Genomic DNA, 18,258 nt, shown 5'->3' on the forward strand with positions numbered 1-18,258 from the left:
CTGGAGGGCGGGCAGGTTTTCTCGGGGGGCTGGCTACGTCGGCCTTCATCCTGCCGGCAGGCAGGCAGGGCCGAGCGGCTCGAAGCTCTTATAGGTCAGGATGAATTCCTGATGGCCGAGCTCCTCGGATTTCGTCTTGCCGCCCTGGCCGAGCGAGACCACGAGATCGCGGATCTCCTGGCCGATCGCGTCGAGGCCTGCGCGGCCTTCGAGGATGCGCCCGGCATCGACGTCCATATCCTCGGACATCCGGCGATAGGTTTCCGGGTTGGCACAGATCTTCACCACGGGCGAGATCGCCGAGCCCACGACCGAGCCTCTGCCCGTCACGAACAGCACGCAATGCGCGCCGCAGGCGATCAGCTCCGCGATCTCGGCATTGTCGTTGATGTTGGGGAAGCCGAAGCGCACCTCGCCATCCGGCACGACGTCGAGCAGGTAGAGCCCGCCATGCGGTGGCACGTCGCCGGGCTTGATCAGGCCGGAGATCGGCGATGCCCCGGATTTCGCATAGGCGCCCATCGACTTCTCCTCGATGGTCGAGAGCCCGCCCTCGGCGTTGCCGGCGGCGAAGGAGCCATAGCCCAGCGTCGCATAGTAGCGCGCTGCCTTGGCGACGGACTTCTCCAGCTCCACGCCGAGCTCCGTCGTGACCGCGCGCGCCGCCATGATGTGCTCGCAGCCGATCAGCTCACCGGTTTCCTCGAAGATGCAGGCGGCGCCTTCCGAGATCAGCTTGTCGAAGGCGCGACCCGCAGCCGGATTGCCGGTGATGCCGGAGGTGCCGTCAGAGCCGCCGCAGACCGTGCCGACGACCAGCTCGGAGACCGCCATCGGCACCGTCTCCTGCGCGTCGAGCGCGATGCGCTGCTCCTCGACCCAGGCTCGGCCCTCGCGGATAGACGAGCGGGTGCCGCCCGTGCCCTGGATGATGATGGTCGTCACCGGCCGGCCGCTGGCGTGGATCGCCCGCTCCAGCGCGTATTTGTTGAAGCTCTCGCAGCCCAGCGAAACTAGGAGCACGGCGCCCACATTCGGATGCGTGCAAAGCTGCTCCATCATCCGCTCGGCGTAGGAATTCGGATAGCAACCGGGAAAGCCGATGGCATGGACGCCTTCTTCGCGCCAGGGCAGGGCGATCTCGCGTGCGACATGGTGGGCGCATTCGACGAGATAGGCGACCGCGACGGTGTTGCGGATGCCCTTGCGCCCGTCGGACCGGAGATAGCCGCGCATCTCGCTCATGCCGAGGCTCCCGCCTTGCGTTCATCTTCCAGATGGTAGGTCGGCGTGTAGTCGCTGCGCATGTTGTGGACATGGACATGCGCGGCCGGCGCGATCGCCTCGGTCGCGACGCCGATCGGCGCGCCGTATTTCAGGATCTTTTCTCCGGCCGCGATGGCGCGGCGCGCGATCTTGTGGGCGAGCGCGATGTCGCGGTCCAGCGCTGCGGGACCTGAGCCAGTCTCGACGCTCTCGCCGGCTTTCAGCCGCACCCGCGCGACCAGGACGTTGTCGCGCGGATCGAGCAGGATGAGGCGCGGATCGTGGGACATGACATCGAGTCCTCCTGGGAGGGAGCCCTCATCCTGAGGAGCCATTCCCTTGGAATGGCGTCTCGAAGGATGCTCGCGGAGGCTCCTGAACCATCTGGATCATCCTTCGAGGCGCGGCTGCCCGGCTTCTCGGGATGAGGGCTGCAACTCTCTCAGAACTTGCCGAACTGCAGGTAGGCCTGCTGAGGGTCCGTGCCGGCGAGGATCGCGGTACGGACCTTGTTCTCGGCCGAGATCGCGGTTTCCGACTTCTCCAGAACGTCCTCGATGATCTCGGCGGGGATGCGGACGACGCCGTCGCGATCGGCGAGGATGTAGTCGCCGGGCCGGATCCAGACATCGCCGATCTTGATTGGCTCGTCGACGGCCTTCGGCAGCCAGGCGCCGACGATGTCGCGCGGCGTGCAGGCCTTGAAATAGGCCTGGAAGCCCATCTCGACCAGGAATTCGGTGTCGCGCGAGAGCCCGTCGATGACGCAGCCGCGCACGCCCTTGTTCTTCAACGTTTCGGCCGAGAGCTCGCCCATCAGCGCGATCTCGTTGGTGTTGGGCTGGCAGACCCAGACATGGCCGGACTTGGCGGCGGAGAGCAGGCCGGTCCAGCCGAGCAGCGTCTCATGCGCGTCGAATTCGCCGGTCTTGCCTTCGACGGTGAAGGCGGGTCCTGCAAGCTTCTGGCCGGGCAGGAGCGGACGCAGTTCCGGCGGCAGCACGAAGTCCCTCAGGCCCATCGCCCGCATCGTGTCGTGGATGATGCCGGTGTAGCAACGCTCCAGCCGCTGCGTCAGGTCTTCGCTCATGTTTCCTCCGGTCGGCATTTGTCGCGGCGGGTTTGCCGCGCTGGCCGTTGGCGGCACAGTGCCGGGAGGGGCTGGGCGTCGCAAGCGCGTTCTGCGCGCGTCGCTGATGCGTTTCAATCGGTTGAATCAGTGCGGTCGACGCGTTCCCAACCCTGCGGCAGCAAGCGCTCCTGCGGCAGGAAGCGCGCCTTGTAGGCCATTTTGGGCGAACCTTCGACCCAGTAACCGAGATAGACGTAGGGCAGGCCGAGCCGCCGCGCCCGGGCGATGTGCTCAAGCACCATGAAGGTGCCAAGCGAGCGCGGCTCCAGCCCGGGATCATAGACCGAGTAGACCATGGACAGCCCGTCCTTGAGCGTATCGGTCAGGGCCATGGCGAAGAGATCGCCCTCGCCGCGGCCGGTGAAACCCGAATCGGGGCCGCGCCGGCGGTATTCGATGAGATGCGTCTCGACATGGGTGTCCTCGACCATCATCGCAAAGTCGAGGGCCGACATCGTCGCCATGCCGCCATCGGGATGGCGCTCGTCGAGATAGGCGCGGAAGAGCGAATAATGCTCGGAGCGCGGTTGCGGCGGCCGCGCCTCGCCGATCAGGTCGCTGTTGCGCGCCAGCACCCGGCGGAAGCTGCGCGAATAGCGGAAATCGTCGACGCAGATCCGGACGGAGATGCAGGCCCGGCAGATCTCGCATGCCGGGCGGTAGGCGATGCTCTGCGAACGGCGGAAGCCGCCTTGCGACAGCACATCGTTGAGCTCGCGCGCCCGGGAGCCGACCAGATGCGTGAATACCTTCCGCTCCTCGCGTCCTGGCAGATAGGGACACGCGGTTGGGGAAGTGAGGTAGAATTGCGGGGCGTCCCGCAATGGGCGCGTCACGTCGGCGGGCTCCGAAAAAGCTGCGCGCCTTCAATGTAGCATCGGTGGCGGCGGCAACAAGCGCGAGGCGGCATGTGCGGCGATCTTGCTGCCGACAACTTCCCGGCGTCGACTGGGCTGCGAACGGATTGGCCTCGGGAGTTGAAATGCCCGGCGAGAAAGTGGCGCTCAGAGGAGCGAAGGAAACGCTCCTGATCACGCTCTGCGCGAAGGCAGGCGAGAGCCGTTTGCCCGACTCGCTCCTGAAGGATCGCTTCGCCGCGGAGGCGATGGGGTGGGTCGACTACGACTTCGCGCGGCTCGGAATCGATCGGGATTTGATGATCGGCGTCGCCTTGCGGGCGCATGTGATCGATGGCTGGACGCGGGATTTCATTGCCCGGCACCCCGAAGCTACCGTGCTGCATCTCGGCTGCGGGCTCGACTCGCGCGTTCTCAGGCTTGAGCCCCCCGCCAGCATCCGCTGGTTCGAGGTCGACTACCCCGATGTCATCGCTTTGCGGCAGCGCCTCTATGCGGACCGAGAAAACTGCACCTTGCTGGGATCGTCGGTGATCGAGTCGGGATGGCTCGAGGCGGTGCCGCGGGATCGGCCAGCTCTTATCATCGCCGAGGGCCTGTTGCCCTATCTGCCCGAGGAAGAGGTGGTGCTTCTGCTGGCGCGGGTGATGGGGCACGTCCCCGGCGGCGAATTTGCCTTCGATGCCTATAGCCGGGTGGGCCTCACGCTGATCGCCTGGCAGCCCGCCATCCGCTCGACCGGCGCGGCGCTGCACTGGGCGCTCGATGATCCCCGGGAGCTGATGCGACAACTCCCCCGACTCAAGCTCGTTCAGGAGCTCACGGGCTATGGCGCGAACGGGTACGATCTACGACAGGTCGCGCGGATGTCGCTCACGGCGCGGGCGACCATCCAGATGTTCGGATGGATTCCCGCGCTGTCGCAGATGGCGCGCCTGCTGCGCTTTCGCTTCTGATCAGGCCCGGACGACGACCAGCCCGGTCAGGAGGTCATGGCCCATGCGCCGGTCTTCGCGAGCGAAGCCGCAGGCGACGTCGACAAGCCAGAGCAGGAAAGTGCCAGCGGCGACGTAGAACAGCAGCGCATGCACAGCGGCGGTCAGCCCGTCCGGGCGGCCGCCATTAGCGGTCTCGACCCTCAGGCCCGCGACGCGCATGCCCCAGGTGGACTGACGCCGCCCGCCGATCGTCAGCGCGGCATAGCCCAGCGCCGTCGCGAACGCCGCGATCGGGAGAAGCAGCCAGGTCGCGCCGAAGGTGACGATGCCGAGCACGAACAGCAGGAAGACGACCAGCCAGCCAAGGAAGAACAGCACGACGATATCGACGAGCCAGGCGAACAGGCGCGATCCGAGAACGCCGCTGACGTTCTGGTAGGGGCGCTGCTCCAGAGCCGTGATCGGCTGGCTGTAGCGGGTATCGCTCATCGAGACTTCAATCCTTCATCGGCGCGCGGGATGCGTAGCCCGAGCGGATATGTTTGATCAGCGCATCGGTTCCGCAAGGCCGCGTGGCAGGATTCGCCTTGGCGCGAAGCCGTTTTTTGCAAGCATGTTCTCGATCGCGCGCGAATGCGCTTCGCCCCGCGTCTCCACGGTGACGTCGAGCGAGACGCCCTTGGCAGGCACGTCGAGAAACAAGCGGCCATGGCTGACCTCGAGGATATTGGCGCCTTCATCGCCGAGCAGGCTGGCGATCTTGCCGAGCAGGCCCGGCCGGTCGTTGCTGGTCAGGCGGAAGGCGACGATGCGATCCTCGCGTTCGAGTTCGCGCACCATGATCGCGGCGAGCAGGCGCGTGTCGATATTGCCGCCGCAGAGCACGAGCCCGACCTTACGCCCGGCATAGCGCTGCGGGTCCTTCAGCATCGCGGCGAGGCCGGCGGCGCCCGCGCCTTCCGCGAGGCTGTGCTGCAGGCTGGCATAGGCGTTGACCGCACGCTCGATCAGGTCTTCGCCGACAAGGACGATATCGCTGACCAGGCTGGAGACCACCGGCAGGGTGAGTTGGCCCACCGTCTTGACCGCGATGCCTTCGGCCAGGGTCGGCCCGCCGATCGGCCGGTTCTGCGCATGCACGACATTGAAGAAGGAGGGATAGAGATCGGCCTCCACGCCGATGAGTTCGATCCCGGGCTTGATCGCCTTGGCGGCAACGGCGTTGCCGGCCATCAGCCCGCCGCCGCCGATCGGGATGATCAGCACGTCCAGATCGGGTTCGTCGGCCAGCATCTCGCGCGCCACCGTGCCCTGGCCCGCCATGACCGCTGCATCGTCATAGGGGTGGACGAAGACGAGTTGCTCGGCGCCGGCAAGCTCATGCGCCTTCTGGCTGGATTCGAAGAGCGTCTCGCCGTGGAGCACGACACGGGCGCCATGGGCGCGGGTGTTCTCGACCTTCACCAGCGGTGTCGTCTCGGGCATCACGATCGTCGCGGGAATGCCGAAGCGCTTGGCATGATAGGCCACCGCCTGGGCGTGGTTGCCGGCCGACATGGCGATGACGCCGCGCGCCCGCTCGCTCTCGCTGAGCGTCAGCAACTTGTTGACGGCGCCGCGTTCCTTGAACGAGGCCGTCGCCTGCATGTTCTCGTGCTTCACCAGAACGGTCGCGCCCGTCAGCTCGGACAGGCGCGGCGCCGGCACGAGCGGCGTGCGCAGCACATGCCCTTCGATGCGGTTCGCCGCCGCGTCGATATCCTCGGGGGTGATGGCGAAGGCTTCGCTCATGATGCGCTCCATCCCGGTGTCATGTCGTCAAGCTCGTGCGTGTCAGACTTGCCGCGGTGTCAGGTCTGCATCGCCGAAGAAGCCGCCGGGGCGCAAGATCAATACAACGGCCAGCAGGGAGTAGACGGCGAGATCACGCTGTTCGATCGGCAGCGTCGCCGACCACGCGGCTTCGAATATGGCGATGCACAGGCCGCCCAGCGCCGCGCCGCTGACCGAGCCGATACCGCCGAGAATGGCGGCGACGAGTGCCTTGAGACCCAGGGAGAAACCGCCGGCGAAACCCATGCCGCCATAGATCGCGGTCACGATGACGCCGGCCATGCCGCAGACGGCGCAGGCGATGATGACGGCGACGTCATGCACGGCGCGGGCGTCGACGCCGAACAGGGCCGCAGTGCGCGCATCGTCGGAGACGGCCCGCCAGGCCCGGCCATAGGCCGTGCGGCGGATCAGCGCGACGAGGCCGAGCGTGACGGCGAGGCCGATGACGGCGAGCGCCAGCGCCAGCGGGTTCAAGGTGACGATGAAGGTCCCGGAATGGGCCAGGGGAATCGGGCTGTTGAACACCGGCGGCAGCCAGCGCAGTTCCGGACCCTGCACCAGCCTGAGATATTCGGACAGCGCGATCGCGAGCCCGATCGTGGCGATCAGCATCTGCTGGCCGCTGGCGCGTTCGAGGTGACGCAGCACGAAGCGGCCGATGGCGAAGCCGTGCAGGGCGCAAACGAGGATCGCAACGGCGAAGGCCACCACGAGCCCTGAAAGCGGCGTCGAGATCGCGAGCGAGAGCAGCAGCGCCACGCCGACGACGGAGGAAAGCGCGCCGAGCGCCGCGAATTCGCCGAAACACAGGATGATCCGCCCGGTCAGCCCGTAGACGAGGGCATAGGCCGCGGCGAGCAGACTGTAGATCGCCGCCGACGGCAGGGCGCTCAGCCCCTGCTGAAAACCGTAGGCGACCGAGATCGGGATCGCCGGCAGGTTCTCGGCGGAGGGGGCGGCCGGATCAGGCGGCGGCTCGGCCCTGTCCTCGAGATAAAAGCGGCGCAGCAGATAGAAGCTGGCATCGGCCATCGGGCGCCCGTCCGAGGCGATACCGACCAGCGCGCCGCGACCGGGGCCGCCGCCTTCCCCGGCGAACAGGCAATCGATGCTGCGGTGGCGCGAGATGTCGTCGCCCAGTTGCACCCTGTAGAGCAGCCTCAGCGCCCGCGGCACGGGCCCTTTCGTGGCGCGCTCGATCTCGATGCGGGCATTCGGCGGATTGAGCGGTGGGATCGCCTGGCGGCAGAGCCGCATCTGATCGGTGTCGAAATCCGCGCCGCACCCCGCAAGGGCGAGCAGGACAACGGCCAGAATCGGCAAGATGAGCGGACGCATGCCGCGCGACGGTAGCGCTTGCGCGGTTGGTTTGAAACACACGCATCTCGGAGCTTGCCGCGAGCCGAACGAGTCGCTGGCCAATCGAGCCGGATTCTGGAAAACGTCGCCGGTCCCTGCCTAGAATAGCATCCTATCTCCGCTCCCTTGCCGGTTCAGCCATGCTCCATCTCGATCATCTTACGGTCATCGCGCCGACCTTGTCGGAAGGCGTCGCGCATGTTCGGGATTGTCTGGAGCTCGACGTCCCCTTCGGCCAGCGCCACGCCTATATGGGCACCCATAACCATCTGCTGCGGCTGGGGGAGGGGATCTATCTGGAGATCGTGGCGTTGGATCCCGATGGCGTCAGGCCGGCTCGCGCGCGGTGGTTCGGCCTGGACGATCAGAAATCGGTCAGGGCCGATTGGGATGCGGGCCGCCGTCTGCGTGGTTGGGTGGCGAGGACGGATGCGATCGATCTGATGCTCGCCGGCCGCGAAGATGTCTTCGGCAAGAAGGTCTCGCTCCCCTGGTCCGAACCTGCCTTCGATTTTGCGATCCCGGATGACGGCTCCCTGCCCCTTGGCGGTGCGGCCCCTTCGCTGATCGACAGGCGTGGCAAGCCGCGTTCGATGGCGACGATCGCGGATATGGGCGCGCGGCTGGAGGGCTTTTCGCTCGAACACCCCGACGCCGCCGCACTCATGGAGTTCTATCGCGAGCTCGCGCTCGACCGCGGGCCTACCATCACGGGAGGCGATAGCCTGCGCTACCGCGCCCGGATCAATACGCCTGCCGGCCTGAAGGAGCTGTTCTAGCAGCTGCGACGGGCGTGTTCAGCCCGCCTTGAGCTTCTTCGCCACGCGCGGCGCGAAATAGGTCAGCACGCCGTCGGCGCCGGCACGCTTGAAGGCGAGCAGGCTCTCCAGCATCGCCTTGTCGCCGTCGAGCCAGCCATTGTTCGCCGCCGCCATGATCATCGCGTACTCGCCGGAGACCTGATAGGCGAAGGTCGGCACGCGGAAATGGTCCTTCACCCGCGCGACCACGTCGAGATAGGGCATGCCGGGCTTGATCATCACCATGTCGGCGCCTTCCTCGAGATCGAGCATCACCTCGGCGATCGCCTCGTCGGTATTGGCCGGGTCCATCTGGTAAGTGCGCTTGTCGCCGACCAGCGTGGCGTTGGTGCCGATCGCGTCGCGGAACGGGCCGTAGAATGCCGAAGCGTATTTCGCCGCATAGGCCATGATCTGCACATCCTCATGGCCGTCGCCGTCGAGCGCGGCACGGATCGCGCCGACGCGCCCGTCCATCATGTCGGAGGGCGCGATCACGTCGGCCCCGGCATCCGCGAGCGCTTGAGCCTGTCCGACGAGGATTGCGACCGAGGCATCGTTCAGGATGCGCTCGCCATCCATCACGCCGTCATGGCCATGCGAGGTATAGGGGTCGAGCGCTGCGTCGCAGATGATGCCGATCTGCGGCACCGCCGACTTGATGGCGCGCACTGCGCGGCACATCAGGTTGTTCGTGTTGAGTGCTTCCGAGCCGGTGGGATCGCGCAGCGCCTTGTCGACATAGGGGAAGGGCGCGATCGCCGGAATGCCGAGCGCCGCAGCCTCCGCCGCCTGCCGCACGGCTTCCTCGATGTTCAGCCGGTCGACGCCCGGCATCCATTCGACCGGCAAGCGGGCCTCGGCCGAGTCCATCAGGAAGATCGGCCAGATCAGGTCGTCGGTCGTGAGCTGCGACTCGCGCACCAGCCGGCGCGACCAGTCGGCCTTGCGGTTGCGGCGCATCCGGCGGGTGAGCCCGAGCGACGGCGCGCCGTGCGCCTCGTCCTGATGCGACTGCGGAGCGGGGAAAGGCCGCACGACCCGGGATTCCATGGACTTTGCCTCAAGCGATGAACGAAAACGGCCCGGCATTCGTCGAAGGGGCGATGTCGGCAAGCCGTTTACATATCACATCGGAACCATTCCAAAACAGGGCGCTTGGTCGCAAGGCTGCTGCCAGCCGGGCGCAGGGCGCGCCGAGCCGAGCGGTGCGGCGGGGCCAAGCCGCACTTGCCGTTCCGTCGCGTTGACAAGCCTGCCCCCGCCTTCCAGAACCGCTGCCCACGGAAGCAGGATCGGACCATGACGCAGGACCAGGAGATCATCTGCGAGATCCGCGGCGCCGCCGGCGTCGTGGTGCTCAACCGGCCGAATGCGCTGAATGCCCTGAGCCTCGGCATGGTCCGCGAGCTCGCACGCGCGCTCGACGCCTGGGAGAACGATCCGCAGGTCACCCGCATCGTCGTCATCAGCACGAGCGAGAAGGCCTTCTCGGCAGGGGGCGACATCCGCTGGCTGCATGATTGCGGCAAGGCCGGGCGACGTGACGAGATGCTCGCCTTCTGGGGCGAGGAGTACATCCTCAATCACCGCATCAAGACTTATCCCAAGCCTTATGTCGCGCTGATCGACGGCATCGTCATGGGCGGCGGCGTCGGCATATCGCTGCATGGCAGCCACCGCATCGCGGGCGATCGCTATCTCTTCGCCATGCCCGAGGTCGGCATCGGCTTCTTCCCCGATGTCGGCGCGACTTATGCGCTGCCGCGTCTCGACGACGGCTTCGGCCGCTTCCTGGCGTTGACGGGTGAGCGTGTCGGCGCCGCCGATGCGCTCACGGTCGGGCTTGCCACCCATGGCGTGCCGAGCGAGCGGATGGCGGAACTGGCCGATGCGCTGACGGGTCGTGGCGCGCTCGACGAGATCCTCGCCGCCTTCAGTCTCCAGCGAGGGCCGGGCCCCCTGCAGGCTGAGCGCGCGGTGATCGCAGATGCCTTCGGCGGGGAGACCTTGCCGGTGGTGATCGCAGGCCTGAACAAGGCCGCCGCCAGCGGCAGCGCCTTCGCAGCCAAGCTGCTGCAGACCATCGCCACCAAATCGCCGACCAGCGTCGCCATCGCCTTCGAGCAGATGCGGCGTGGCGCCGGCCTCGATTTCGCCGAGGCGATGCGTACCGAGTTCCGCATCGTGTCGCGCATTGCGCGCGGCCATGACTTCTATGAGGGCGTGCGCGCTGTCGTGATCGACAAGGATCAGGCGCCGCGCTGGCAGCCGGCGACGCTCGATGCCGTCAGGCAGGCCGATATCGACGCCTATTTTGCGCCGCTCGGCGCCGACGAACTCGAGCTGGAGGATTGAGCTTGGGTCTGGGTGGCGATGGCGAGGCTCTGCGCGGTGCGAGGTCCGGCGAGGATGGCGAGAAGCGGCGAGGCCGGTGGCAGCTCCTGCTCGTCTGGTTCCTGCGCCTGCTCTCGGCCTTCTGGCTCGCCAAGGGGCTCACCGCCTGGGCCGTGATCTTTGGCCTGCCCGGCAATCCGCAGCCGCCCTTCGAAAACCGGCTGCTGAGCTATCAGGCCATCATCGTCTACTTCGCCGTGATCGACCTCGTCGCTGCTGTCGGCCTCTGGCTGACTTCCACCTGGGGTGGCGTGCTCTGGCTTCTGGCGGCGATCAGCCAGATGTTGCTGGGCTTCTTCTTCCCGCGCTTCGTGCCGATGACGGCATGGCTCGTAGTGCTCTATGTCGGGCTGATGGCCGTCTATTTCCTCGCCACCTGGGCGGCGGAGAACGAGGCGGAGTAGCGATCGATCGCCGCTACGATCTTCCCCTCGCACGGCGTTCTCGCAGCGCTCCAAACGCGGCGGCCAGCGCTTCGATTGCGTCGAGTCATGGTAAGAATCGCTTTAGCTTAAGCGTTTCTAGCTTCACTTACGATTCACCCAAAGGGGTAAATCCCTGATTCATCCTGATATTTAAACTCGTTTTCATCCGCCCCTGCTTATGGTGTTTTTCAGAAGCGGACCGGGAGACAAATCCTGGCCGACACACAACAGGCAGGATATACCATGAAAGCGAGCGTCAAGACTTTGGATGTTGCCAAGACTAAAGAGGCCGAACTCAACGTGAAGCCTCTTTATCTTGAGTCGCTCACCCTGGTGGAGCGGCTGCATCGCCGGCTTCTCGATGTCATCAAGGACGAGTTCGAGCGCCGCGGCCGTGACGACGTCAACAGCGTGCAGGCCCTGCTGCTGTACAACATCGGCGATGCCGAGCTGTCCGCCAGCGAGCTGCGCACCCGCGGCTACTATCTCGGCTCGAACGTGTCCTACAATGTGAAGAAGCTGGTCGAACTCGGCTATCTCCACCACGCCCGTTCGCGCATCGACCGTCGCTCGGTCCGGATCAGCCTGACCGACAAGGGCACCGAAGTGCACGATATCGTGAAGGGCGTGTACGACAAGCATGTCCGCACCGTCGAGCAGATCGGCGGCATCGCGGCGGATGACTTCGAGCGCATGAACAACGCGCTGCTGCGCCTGGAGCGCTTCTGGACCGACCAGATCCGCTACAAGCTCTGACGTCTCCGTCGCTTAACGACGGCTTCGCCGATCTGCCTGCCTGTTGCGCGGCTGGGACCTGTCTCGGCCGCGTCGGCGCGATTCCCGCAGGGCTTCGGGATCGACTGTGACTTTGTTGCCATGCATGGGGCAAAACCATGCCATGCCCTAAATTCGCCTCTGTCATCACGCCTCGTTAACCGTGCTAGGACACCGTCATCGGCCATGAGGTTGTTGTGGCAGTCCGGCGCCAGCGTCGCCTTCTTGGCGACGTTTTTATGCGGCCTGCCTGCATGCGTGAAGTCTTGAAGAGGGATGAGATGTCGCAACTGAGCCTGACTCGCCGCGAAACCGTGTTGGCCCTGCTCTCGGGCGCCGCCACGGCCGCCGCAGCCCCGGCGCTCGCCCAGCAGGCGGAGTGGCGGCAGAGCTACGATGCGGGTCCGCGCAACGCCGTCCTCCGCTCCTCCACGCCGATGCTTTCGCCGGAATCGCTGCAGGCTACCGAGCAGGCGATCGCCGCCTATCGGGATCTCGCCGCCCGTGGCGGCTGGCCGCAGGTCCAGCTGCCGGAGCGCATGGGCGTCGGCGCCAGGGGGCCGGGCGTTGTGGCTCTGCGCCAGCGCCTGATCGTCACCGGCGACCTCGATGCGGCCGCAGGCGACAGCGCAGTCTATGACTCCTATGTCGAGGCAGGTGTGCGCCGCTTCCAGTCGCGCGTCGGCCTGTCCACCACCGGCACGATCAACCGCGCCACGGTGGTCGCGCTCAACGTCCCGATCGACCGCCGCATCCGCCAGCTCGAGACCAATGTCGTGCGCCTGCGCACCTGGTCCGGCAATCTCGGCGGCCGCTATGTCGTCGCCAACATCCCCGCGGCGATGGTGGAGACCGTCGAGAACGGCCATGTCGCGACGCGTCACGCCGCCGGCGTCGGCAAGATCGACCGCCAGTCGCCGCTGCTGCAGACCCGGATTCCCGAAGTCAATTTCAACCCGACCTGGACGGTTCCCGCTTCGATCATCCGCAAGGATCTGATCCCGAAGATGCGCAAGGAGCCGGGTTATCTTGCCGAGAACAAGATCCGCATCATCTCGCCGAGCGGCGGCGAGATTTCGCCCGCCAGCGTGAACTGGAACTCGGACGAGGCGACGCGCTATACCTTCCGGCAGGATCCGGGCGGCGACTTCAACTCGCTCGGCTTCGTGCGCATCAACATCCCCAGCCCGCACGGTGTCTACATGCATGACACGCCGTCGAAGGGCATCTTCGGCGACGATTACCGTTTCGTCTCCTCAGGCTGCATGCGCGTCCAGAACGTGCGCGACTATGTCGCCTGGCTGTTGAAGAACACCCCCGGCTGGGACCGCGCCAAGATCGACGAGGTCATTCAGTCGGGGCAGCGCGTCAACGCCCGCATTTCCGACCCGGTGGCCTGCTACTGGGTCTATGTCACGGCGTGGGCGACGGCCGATGGCGGCGTGCAGTTCCGCGACGACATCTACAACAAGGACGGCCTCGGCCCGGCGCCGGTAGCGGCCCTTCAGGGCGATCAGGACATCTGAACGGCCGAGAGGCTCTCGAGAGCGATGAAGCCCGCCGGAGACGGCGGGCTTTTTGCTGGCCGGAGCCAGTGCGGCGCACTGCGATCGAGGTGACAGAAAGCACCCGGCGCTTCCGCGGCCCTAACCGAAGCCATGCGTTGTCGGCCTAGGCGCCGGCCACTGGTTCGCGTTGACCCTCCGGCCGCCTGTGGGCAGGTTCTTAGCCGGCGCGTCCGGATGGAGCCTTGCGCCGATGTCTCGGGGGCTGCGTGAATTTCCTGGCTAAGCCTACCGTTGCAGCCTTTCTGGTGTCGACGGCTCTCACGAATGTCGCCGCGGCTCAGTCGCGCGGCCCGCTCACCGATCCCCAGAGCTGGCGCACACCCGAATACTTGGCCCAGTGGGGGCTCGACTATATCAACGCCGCGAATGCCTATGCGCGCGGCGTCGATGGTACGGGTGTGCTGATCGGAGTCATCGATTCCGGGATCTTTGCCGCACATCCTGAATTCATCGGCCGATATGCCGGGGGTTACGACTATCCCACCGAAACGGCGCAGCCGATCGATCGCAGCGGGCACGGCACGAGCGTTTCATCAGTCATCGCCGCCAACCGTGACGGCAAGGGCGTGCACGGGGTCGCGCCCGGCGCCTCGCTCGTCGTCGCTGGAACGGAAGTCGAGTTGGGATATACGGAAGTGGCTTTCACGATGAGAGCCTATGCCGATCTGCAGGCGCGCGGCGTCCGCATCATCAATAACAGCTACGGCGATGAACGCCCGATTACGGCATTCACGAGCGGCAGCTACCAGTCGGAGTACCCGGCAGGCATCCCCGCCTATCGACGCGCTGTTGCCGCAGGAATTCTCAGCATCTGGGGCACGGCGAATGAAGGCCGGAATCAACCGAGCGCCGAGGCCGGGCTGCCCTATCTCTTCCCGGAGTTGGAGCGCGGCTGGCTGGCGGTTATGGCCCTCGGCCCCGATTATGAGCCGTTCTACACCAACCGCTGCGGTGTGGCGAAGAACTGGTGCCTCGCGGCCCCCGGCGGCGGCGACTGGTGGTATCCCGACCCTTATCCCAACGATCCCATTGTCGTGGCCAACAACAGCGGCGGCTATTCCAGGGTCTACGGGACTTCCTTCGCCGCTCCCCATGTATCGGGCGCAGCGGCGCTGGTCTGGCAGATGTTTCCCTTCTTCAGCGCCGACCAGGTGCGCCAGACCCTGCTCGGCACAGCCAAGGACATTGGCCCGCCGGGCGTCGACGAAATCTTCGGATACGGCCTGCTCGATGTCGGCAAGGCTGTGCTCGGCCCCGGCCGCTTCGACTGGGGCGACTTCGTCGTCGAACAGCCCGGCGGCGTCGCCTTCTTCGAGAACGATATTGTCGGCGCAGGCGGCCTCGTCAAACGCGGCGACGGCGAACTCGTCCTGACCGGCCACAGCGCCTATGCCGGCGCGACGCGGGTCGAGGGCGGCTTTCTCACCGTCATGGGCAGCATCGCCTCGGCCACCAGCGTCGCGCCGGCGGGCACGCTTGCCGGCACCGGCGTCGTCAACGGCTATGTCGACAATGCCGGCGCGGTCTGGGCCGGCAACAACCGCGGCGTCGGGACGCTGACCGTCAACGGCAGCTATGTGCAGCAGGCCGGCGGATTCCTGGTCCAGCAGCTCGACGCGACGGGCGGGCAGAATCGTCTCGCCGTGACGGGAACGGCTAGCCTTGCCGGTCAGGTAGCGCTGGCCGGCGGCCCGCAACTGCTGCCGCGCTTCCTGACCATGCCGGTGATCACCGCCGGGCAGGGCCTCATCGGCCGCTTCGAAGGCGTCGAAGGTCCCTTCGGAGACGGCTCGGCACCCTTCGTCCAGGCCAGCCTGCGCTACGAGCCGAACACGGCGCATCTCGACATCCGTACGCTCCCCTTCGACGCGCCCGGCGTCTGCGCCTCGGCCAATCAATGCGCTGCCGGCTCCGCTCTGGAGCGCGGCCTTGTCGGTGCCGATGCCGATCTGCGCGGCGTGGCCACCCTGCTCCAGGCCGCCGGCACGCGCGACGGCGCCCGCGCGGCGCTGTCCGGCCTCTCGGGCGCGGCGCATGCCAGCCTCAGTACGATCGCACTCGGCGGCTTCGCGCCCTTCGGCGGAATGATCGCGCAACGCCTGACCGATCTGCGCTCCGGCCAGGTCGAGCCGACGGCGGGGCATACGGCGATGGCCTATGCGTCGGGTGGGGCAATCAGCCCGGCTGCGGCGCTGCTGGCGCGGCTGCCCTCCGGCCAGGCTGCACCCTGGGGCGAGGCTGGGGCCTCCCAAAATGCCTGGCTGCGTGGCTATGGCCTCGCCGGCAGGGTCGGCGGCGATGCCAATGCCGGCGGCGCCGATTACCGCGGCGGCGGCGTGGCCGGCGGCTTCGATCGGCAGGTCACGCCCGCTCTGCTGCTCGGCTTCAGCCTCGGCCTGTCCAGCACCGATATCGATTTCCGGCAGTTCGCCGGCAAGGGCAGCATCAAGGCCTATGACGGCGCGTTCTATGGCAGCTATGCGAGCGGGCCGCTGCGCCTCGACGGTGTCCTCGGCTATGCCCGCCTCGATCTCGAGAGCCAGCGCAGCATCAGCTTCGGCGGCATCTCGCGTCGAGCCGACGCTGATTACGGCGGCGACCGCTTCACCGGCGCTCTCGAGGCGGCCTATGCCGTCGAACTCGGCTGGTCGACGATCGAGCCGCTGGCCGGGCTGCGCTATACCTACGTGCGGCAGGATGGCTTTGCCGAGACCGGCGCCGGCAGCATCGGCCTGACCAGCGGCTGGCAATCGGCATCGAGCCTGCTCGGCAGCCTCGGCGCCCGTCTCACCCGGCAGTTCGACCTTGGTGCGAACCGGATCGCGATCGAGGCGCGCGGCCGCTGGCAGCACGAATTCCTCGACGATGCCGTCGTCCTCGACACCGCCTTCATCGGGGCGTCGGCGGCAAGCTTCGCCGTGCAGGGCGCGCGGGTGGCGCGCGATAGCGCGATCCTGGGCATCGGCCTGTCGACGCGGGCCGGCCGCAATGTGACGCTCATCGCCGATTACGATGTCCGTCTCAACGCGGATGACACCGCCCATGCCGTGACGGCGGGATTGCGCGCGACCTGGTAGCGGGCCACCGCGCGGCATCATGTGTTCGGCACGATCGGCGGTGCTGGCGATCCTTGCCGTCCCTTTTCGCCCGGCTGCGAATGTCAGTCCCCCGGCGCCGATAGAAGCGAGCCGGCCAGCAGGCGAAGCCCGGTTGCCTCATCCGATTCGGGGTTGTCGGCGAAAGCCGGCGCGCCCGAGAGCAGACTCGTGGTGAAACCGCTGCAGCCGAGCAGGCGATGCCCTAAATTTGCGGAGCGTTCGTCTTCACCGGCATGGTTCCGGGCCGGCCGTCATCGCGACCCGGGGCCGTGCTCCTTGGTCGGTCGGGGAGGCGCCTTGGATTTTTTGAGCTGCTTGCGCTCGTGTCATCCGCTTCACGCTTGGAAAGGCGCGCCCCGAGTGCTACGGGACCCGCGACAGCGGGATCGCGCGCGCGGATTCCGCAAAGCCTTCGCACCGCATGCCGCGCAGGGTCGCACGCCGTTGGTGGGCGATGATACAGCGCCGATGGAGCCCCGCCATGAGCCATGACGCCGCCGCCGACAAGCACCTCTCGAACTCCTTCTTCGGCGCTTCGCTGCATGACGCCGATCCCGAGATCGCCCGCGCCATCGATCTGGAGCTCGGCCGCCAGCGCGACGAGATCGAGCTGATCGCCTCCGAGAACATCGTCTCCCGCGCGGTGCTCGAGGCGCAGGGCTCGGTGATGACCAACAAATACGCCGAAGGCTATCCGGGCCGGCGCTACTATGGCGGCTGCCAGTTCGTCGACATCGCCGAGAAGCTCGCCATCGAGCGCGCCTGCCGGCTGTTCGACTGCAACTTCGCCAATGTCCAGCCGAACTCCGGCTCGCAGGCCAACCAGGGCGTCTTCATGGCGCTGATGCAGCCCGGCGACACCTTCATGGGCCTTGATCTCGCCGCCGGCGGGCACCTGACCCATGGCGCGCCGGTCAACCAGTCCGGCAAGTGGTTCAACGTCGTCTCTTACGGCGTCTGCGTCGTCGACCAGACCATCGACTATGACGCGATGGAGCGCCTCGCCATCGAGCACAAGCCGAAAGTCATCGTCGCCGGCGGCTCGGCCTATGCCCGCCACTGGGACTTTGCCCGTTTCCGCGAGATCTGCGACAAGGTCGGCGCCTATTTCATGGTCGACATCGCCCATTTCGCCGGGCTCGTCGCCGGCGGCGCGCATCCCTCGCCATTCCCGCACGCCCATGTCGTCACCACCACGACGCACAAGACCCTGCGCGGCCCCCGCGGCGGCATGATCCTGACCAATGACGAGGCGCTGGCGAAGAAGATCAACTCGGCGATCTTCCCCGGCATTCAGGGCGGGCCGCTGATGCATGTCATCGCCGCCAAGGCGGTCTCGTTCCAGGAGGCGCTGCAGCCGGAGTTCAAGACCTATGCCCACGCTGTCGTCGCCAACGCCAAGGCGCTGGCCGAGACGCTGAAGGCGAAGGGCTTCGACCTCGTCACCGGCGGCACCGACAACCACCTGATGCTGGTCGATCTCCGCTCGAAGAAGCTGACCGGCAAGGCGGCCGAGGCCGCGCTCGGCCGCGCCCACATCACCTGCAACAAGAACGGCATCCCCTTCGACCCGGAGAAGCCGATGACCACCTCGGGCATCCGCCTCGGCACCCCGGCTGCGACCTCGCGCGGCTTCGGCATCGCCGAGTTCAAGCAGGTCGGCGAGCTCATCGCCGAGGTGCTCGACGGTCTTGCCGCCCATGGCGAGGAAGGCAATGCCGCGGTCGAGCAGGCCGTGACGGTCAAGGTCAAGGCGCTGACGGCGCGCTTCCCGATCTATTGAGGGCGGTTTCGAAGGGGCTCTGAGA

General features: G+C 66.7%; 16 protein-coding genes. 8 read left to right on the forward strand and 8 right to left on the reverse strand.

Annotated elements, in window-relative coordinates; all coding sequences use genetic code 11:
- Positions 1-45: 45 nt before the first annotated feature.
- From AB4Z16_RS16835 to AB4Z16_RS16850, 4 genes are all read right to left on the reverse strand, one after another.
- Positions 46-1,245, reverse strand: a complete 1,200-nt coding sequence (locus tag AB4Z16_RS16835; protein WP_441512503.1) for a UxaA family hydrolase — start codon at positions 1,243-1,245, stop codon at positions 46-48.
- Positions 1,242-1,556 (reverse strand): UxaA family hydrolase, encoded by a 315-nt coding sequence (locus AB4Z16_RS16840; protein WP_441512504.1) that lies wholly within the window; start codon positions 1,554-1,556, stop codon positions 1,242-1,244. The genes AB4Z16_RS16835 and AB4Z16_RS16840 overlap by 4 nt, the downstream gene beginning before the upstream one ends.
- Positions 1,557-1,708: 152 nt before the next feature.
- Positions 1,709-2,356 (reverse strand): RraA family protein, encoded by a 648-nt coding sequence (locus tag AB4Z16_RS16845; RefSeq protein WP_441512505.1) that lies wholly within the window; start codon positions 2,354-2,356, stop codon positions 1,709-1,711.
- A gap of 113 nt (positions 2,357-2,469) precedes the next feature.
- Positions 2,470-3,234, reverse strand: a complete 765-nt coding sequence (locus AB4Z16_RS16850) for an arginyltransferase (RefSeq protein ID WP_441512506.1) — start codon at positions 3,232-3,234, stop codon at positions 2,470-2,472.
- Between AB4Z16_RS16850 and AB4Z16_RS16855 the strand changes: the two genes are divergently transcribed.
- Complete coding sequence (locus AB4Z16_RS16855; RefSeq protein ID WP_441512507.1) at positions 3,222-4,211, forward strand: class I SAM-dependent methyltransferase; 990 nt, start codon at positions 3,222-3,224, stop codon at positions 4,209-4,211. The two genes, AB4Z16_RS16850 and AB4Z16_RS16855, sit on opposite strands and share 13 nt — an antisense overlap.
- Here AB4Z16_RS16855 and AB4Z16_RS16860 read toward each other — a convergent pair whose 3' ends face one another.
- From AB4Z16_RS16860 to AB4Z16_RS16870, 3 genes are read right to left on the reverse strand one after another with little or no spacing between them, the layout of a single operon-like run.
- Positions 4,212-4,682, reverse strand: coding sequence for an RDD family protein (locus AB4Z16_RS16860; protein WP_441512508.1), 471 nt, complete (start codon positions 4,680-4,682; stop codon positions 4,212-4,214).
- Between the two features lie 57 nt (positions 4,683-4,739).
- Positions 4,740-5,984, reverse strand: a complete 1,245-nt coding sequence (locus AB4Z16_RS16865; protein WP_441512509.1) for a threonine ammonia-lyase — start codon at positions 5,982-5,984, stop codon at positions 4,740-4,742.
- 42 nt (positions 5,985-6,026) lie between these two features.
- Positions 6,027-7,367: a branched-chain amino acid ABC transporter permease gene (locus AB4Z16_RS16870; RefSeq protein ID WP_441512510.1), complete on the reverse strand. Its 1,341-nt coding sequence runs from the start codon at positions 7,365-7,367 to the stop codon at positions 6,027-6,029.
- Positions 7,368-7,528: 161 nt separating this feature from the next.
- On the opposite strand from AB4Z16_RS16870, the gene AB4Z16_RS16875 reads away from it, so the two are divergent.
- Positions 7,529-8,167, forward strand: coding sequence for a VOC family protein (locus AB4Z16_RS16875; RefSeq protein WP_441512511.1), 639 nt, complete (start codon positions 7,529-7,531; stop codon positions 8,165-8,167).
- An 18-nt stretch (positions 8,168-8,185) separates the two neighbouring features.
- On the opposite strand, the gene hemB is transcribed toward AB4Z16_RS16875, so the two are convergent.
- Positions 8,186-9,241 (reverse strand): porphobilinogen synthase, encoded by a 1,056-nt coding sequence (gene hemB, locus AB4Z16_RS16880; RefSeq protein WP_441512512.1) that lies wholly within the window; start codon positions 9,239-9,241, stop codon positions 8,186-8,188.
- Positions 9,242-9,490: 249 nt separating this feature from the next.
- On the opposite strand from hemB, the gene AB4Z16_RS16885 reads away from it, so the two are divergent.
- The 6 genes from AB4Z16_RS16885 to glyA all read left to right on the forward strand — a co-directional run bounded on the left by AB4Z16_RS16885 (position 9,491) and on the right by glyA (position 18,233).
- The gene (locus AB4Z16_RS16885) at positions 9,491-10,546 is read left to right on the forward strand and encodes an enoyl-CoA hydratase/isomerase family protein (RefSeq protein ID WP_441512513.1); all 1,056 of its coding nucleotides are present in this window, start codon (positions 9,491-9,493) and stop codon (positions 10,544-10,546) included.
- Complete coding sequence (locus AB4Z16_RS16890) at positions 10,543-10,989, forward strand: DUF6163 family protein (RefSeq protein ID WP_441512514.1); 447 nt, start codon at positions 10,543-10,545, stop codon at positions 10,987-10,989. The genes AB4Z16_RS16885 and AB4Z16_RS16890 overlap by 4 nt, the downstream gene beginning before the upstream one ends.
- A 264-nt stretch (positions 10,990-11,253) precedes the next feature.
- Positions 11,254-11,766 carry a transcriptional regulator LdtR gene (gene ldtR / locus AB4Z16_RS16895; RefSeq protein ID WP_441468360.1) on the forward strand — a complete coding sequence of 171 codons (513 nt, stop codon included), beginning with the start codon at positions 11,254-11,256 and terminating at the stop codon, positions 11,764-11,766.
- A gap of 299 nt (positions 11,767-12,065) precedes the next feature.
- On the forward strand, positions 12,066-13,310 hold the full coding sequence (locus AB4Z16_RS16900) for a L,D-transpeptidase family protein (protein WP_441512515.1): 1,245 nt from the start codon (positions 12,066-12,068) through the stop codon (positions 13,308-13,310).
- 287 nt (positions 13,311-13,597) lie between these two features.
- A complete protein-coding gene (locus AB4Z16_RS16905) occupies positions 13,598-16,429 on the forward strand; it encodes an autotransporter domain-containing protein (RefSeq protein WP_441512516.1) in 2,832 nt (943 codons plus the stop codon).
- A 502-nt stretch (positions 16,430-16,931) separates the two neighbouring features.
- Entirely contained in the window at positions 16,932-18,233 is a 1,302-nt protein-coding gene (glyA, locus tag AB4Z16_RS16910) for a serine hydroxymethyltransferase (protein ID WP_441512517.1), read from the forward strand.
- Positions 18,234-18,258 lie beyond the last annotated feature (25 nt).

The sequence above is a fragment of the Allobosea sp. TAF32 genome (assembly GCF_052113585.1).
Lineage (GTDB): Bacteria > Pseudomonadota > Alphaproteobacteria > Rhizobiales > Beijerinckiaceae > Allobosea.

Bases quoted from the DNA above. Each gene is read 5' to 3' on its own strand.
- AB4Z16_RS16835 (WP_441512503.1), bottom strand. From the start codon at position 1,245: ATGAGCGAGATGCGCGGCTATCTCCGGTCCGACGGGCGCAAGGGCATC.
- AB4Z16_RS16840 (WP_441512504.1), bottom strand. From the start codon at position 1,556: ATGTCCCACGATCCGCGCCTCATCCTGCTCGATCCGCGCGACAACGTC.
- AB4Z16_RS16845 (WP_441512505.1), bottom strand. From the start codon at position 2,356: ATGAGCGAAGACCTGACGCAGCGGCTGGAGCGTTGCTACACCGGCATC.
- AB4Z16_RS16855 (WP_441512507.1), top strand. From the start codon at position 3,222: ATGGGCGCGTCACGTCGGCGGGCTCCGAAAAAGCTGCGCGCCTTCAAT.
- AB4Z16_RS16860 (WP_441512508.1), bottom strand. From the start codon at position 4,682: ATGAGCGATACCCGCTACAGCCAGCCGATCACGGCTCTGGAGCAGCGC.
- AB4Z16_RS16865 (WP_441512509.1), bottom strand. From the start codon at position 5,984: ATGAGCGAAGCCTTCGCCATCACCCCCGAGGATATCGACGCGGCGGCG.
- AB4Z16_RS16870 (WP_441512510.1), bottom strand. From the start codon at position 7,367: ATGCGTCCGCTCATCTTGCCGATTCTGGCCGTTGTCCTGCTCGCCCTT.
- AB4Z16_RS16875 (WP_441512511.1), top strand. From the start codon at position 7,529: ATGCTCCATCTCGATCATCTTACGGTCATCGCGCCGACCTTGTCGGAA.
- hemB (WP_441512512.1), bottom strand. From the start codon at position 9,241: ATGGAATCCCGGGTCGTGCGGCCTTTCCCCGCTCCGCAGTCGCATCAG.
- AB4Z16_RS16885 (WP_441512513.1), top strand. From the start codon at position 9,491: ATGACGCAGGACCAGGAGATCATCTGCGAGATCCGCGGCGCCGCCGGC.
- ldtR (WP_441468360.1), top strand. From the start codon at position 11,254: ATGAAAGCGAGCGTCAAGACTTTGGATGTTGCCAAGACTAAAGAGGCC.
- AB4Z16_RS16900 (WP_441512515.1), top strand. From the start codon at position 12,066: ATGTCGCAACTGAGCCTGACTCGCCGCGAAACCGTGTTGGCCCTGCTC.
- glyA (WP_441512517.1), top strand. From the start codon at position 16,932: ATGAGCCATGACGCCGCCGCCGACAAGCACCTCTCGAACTCCTTCTTC.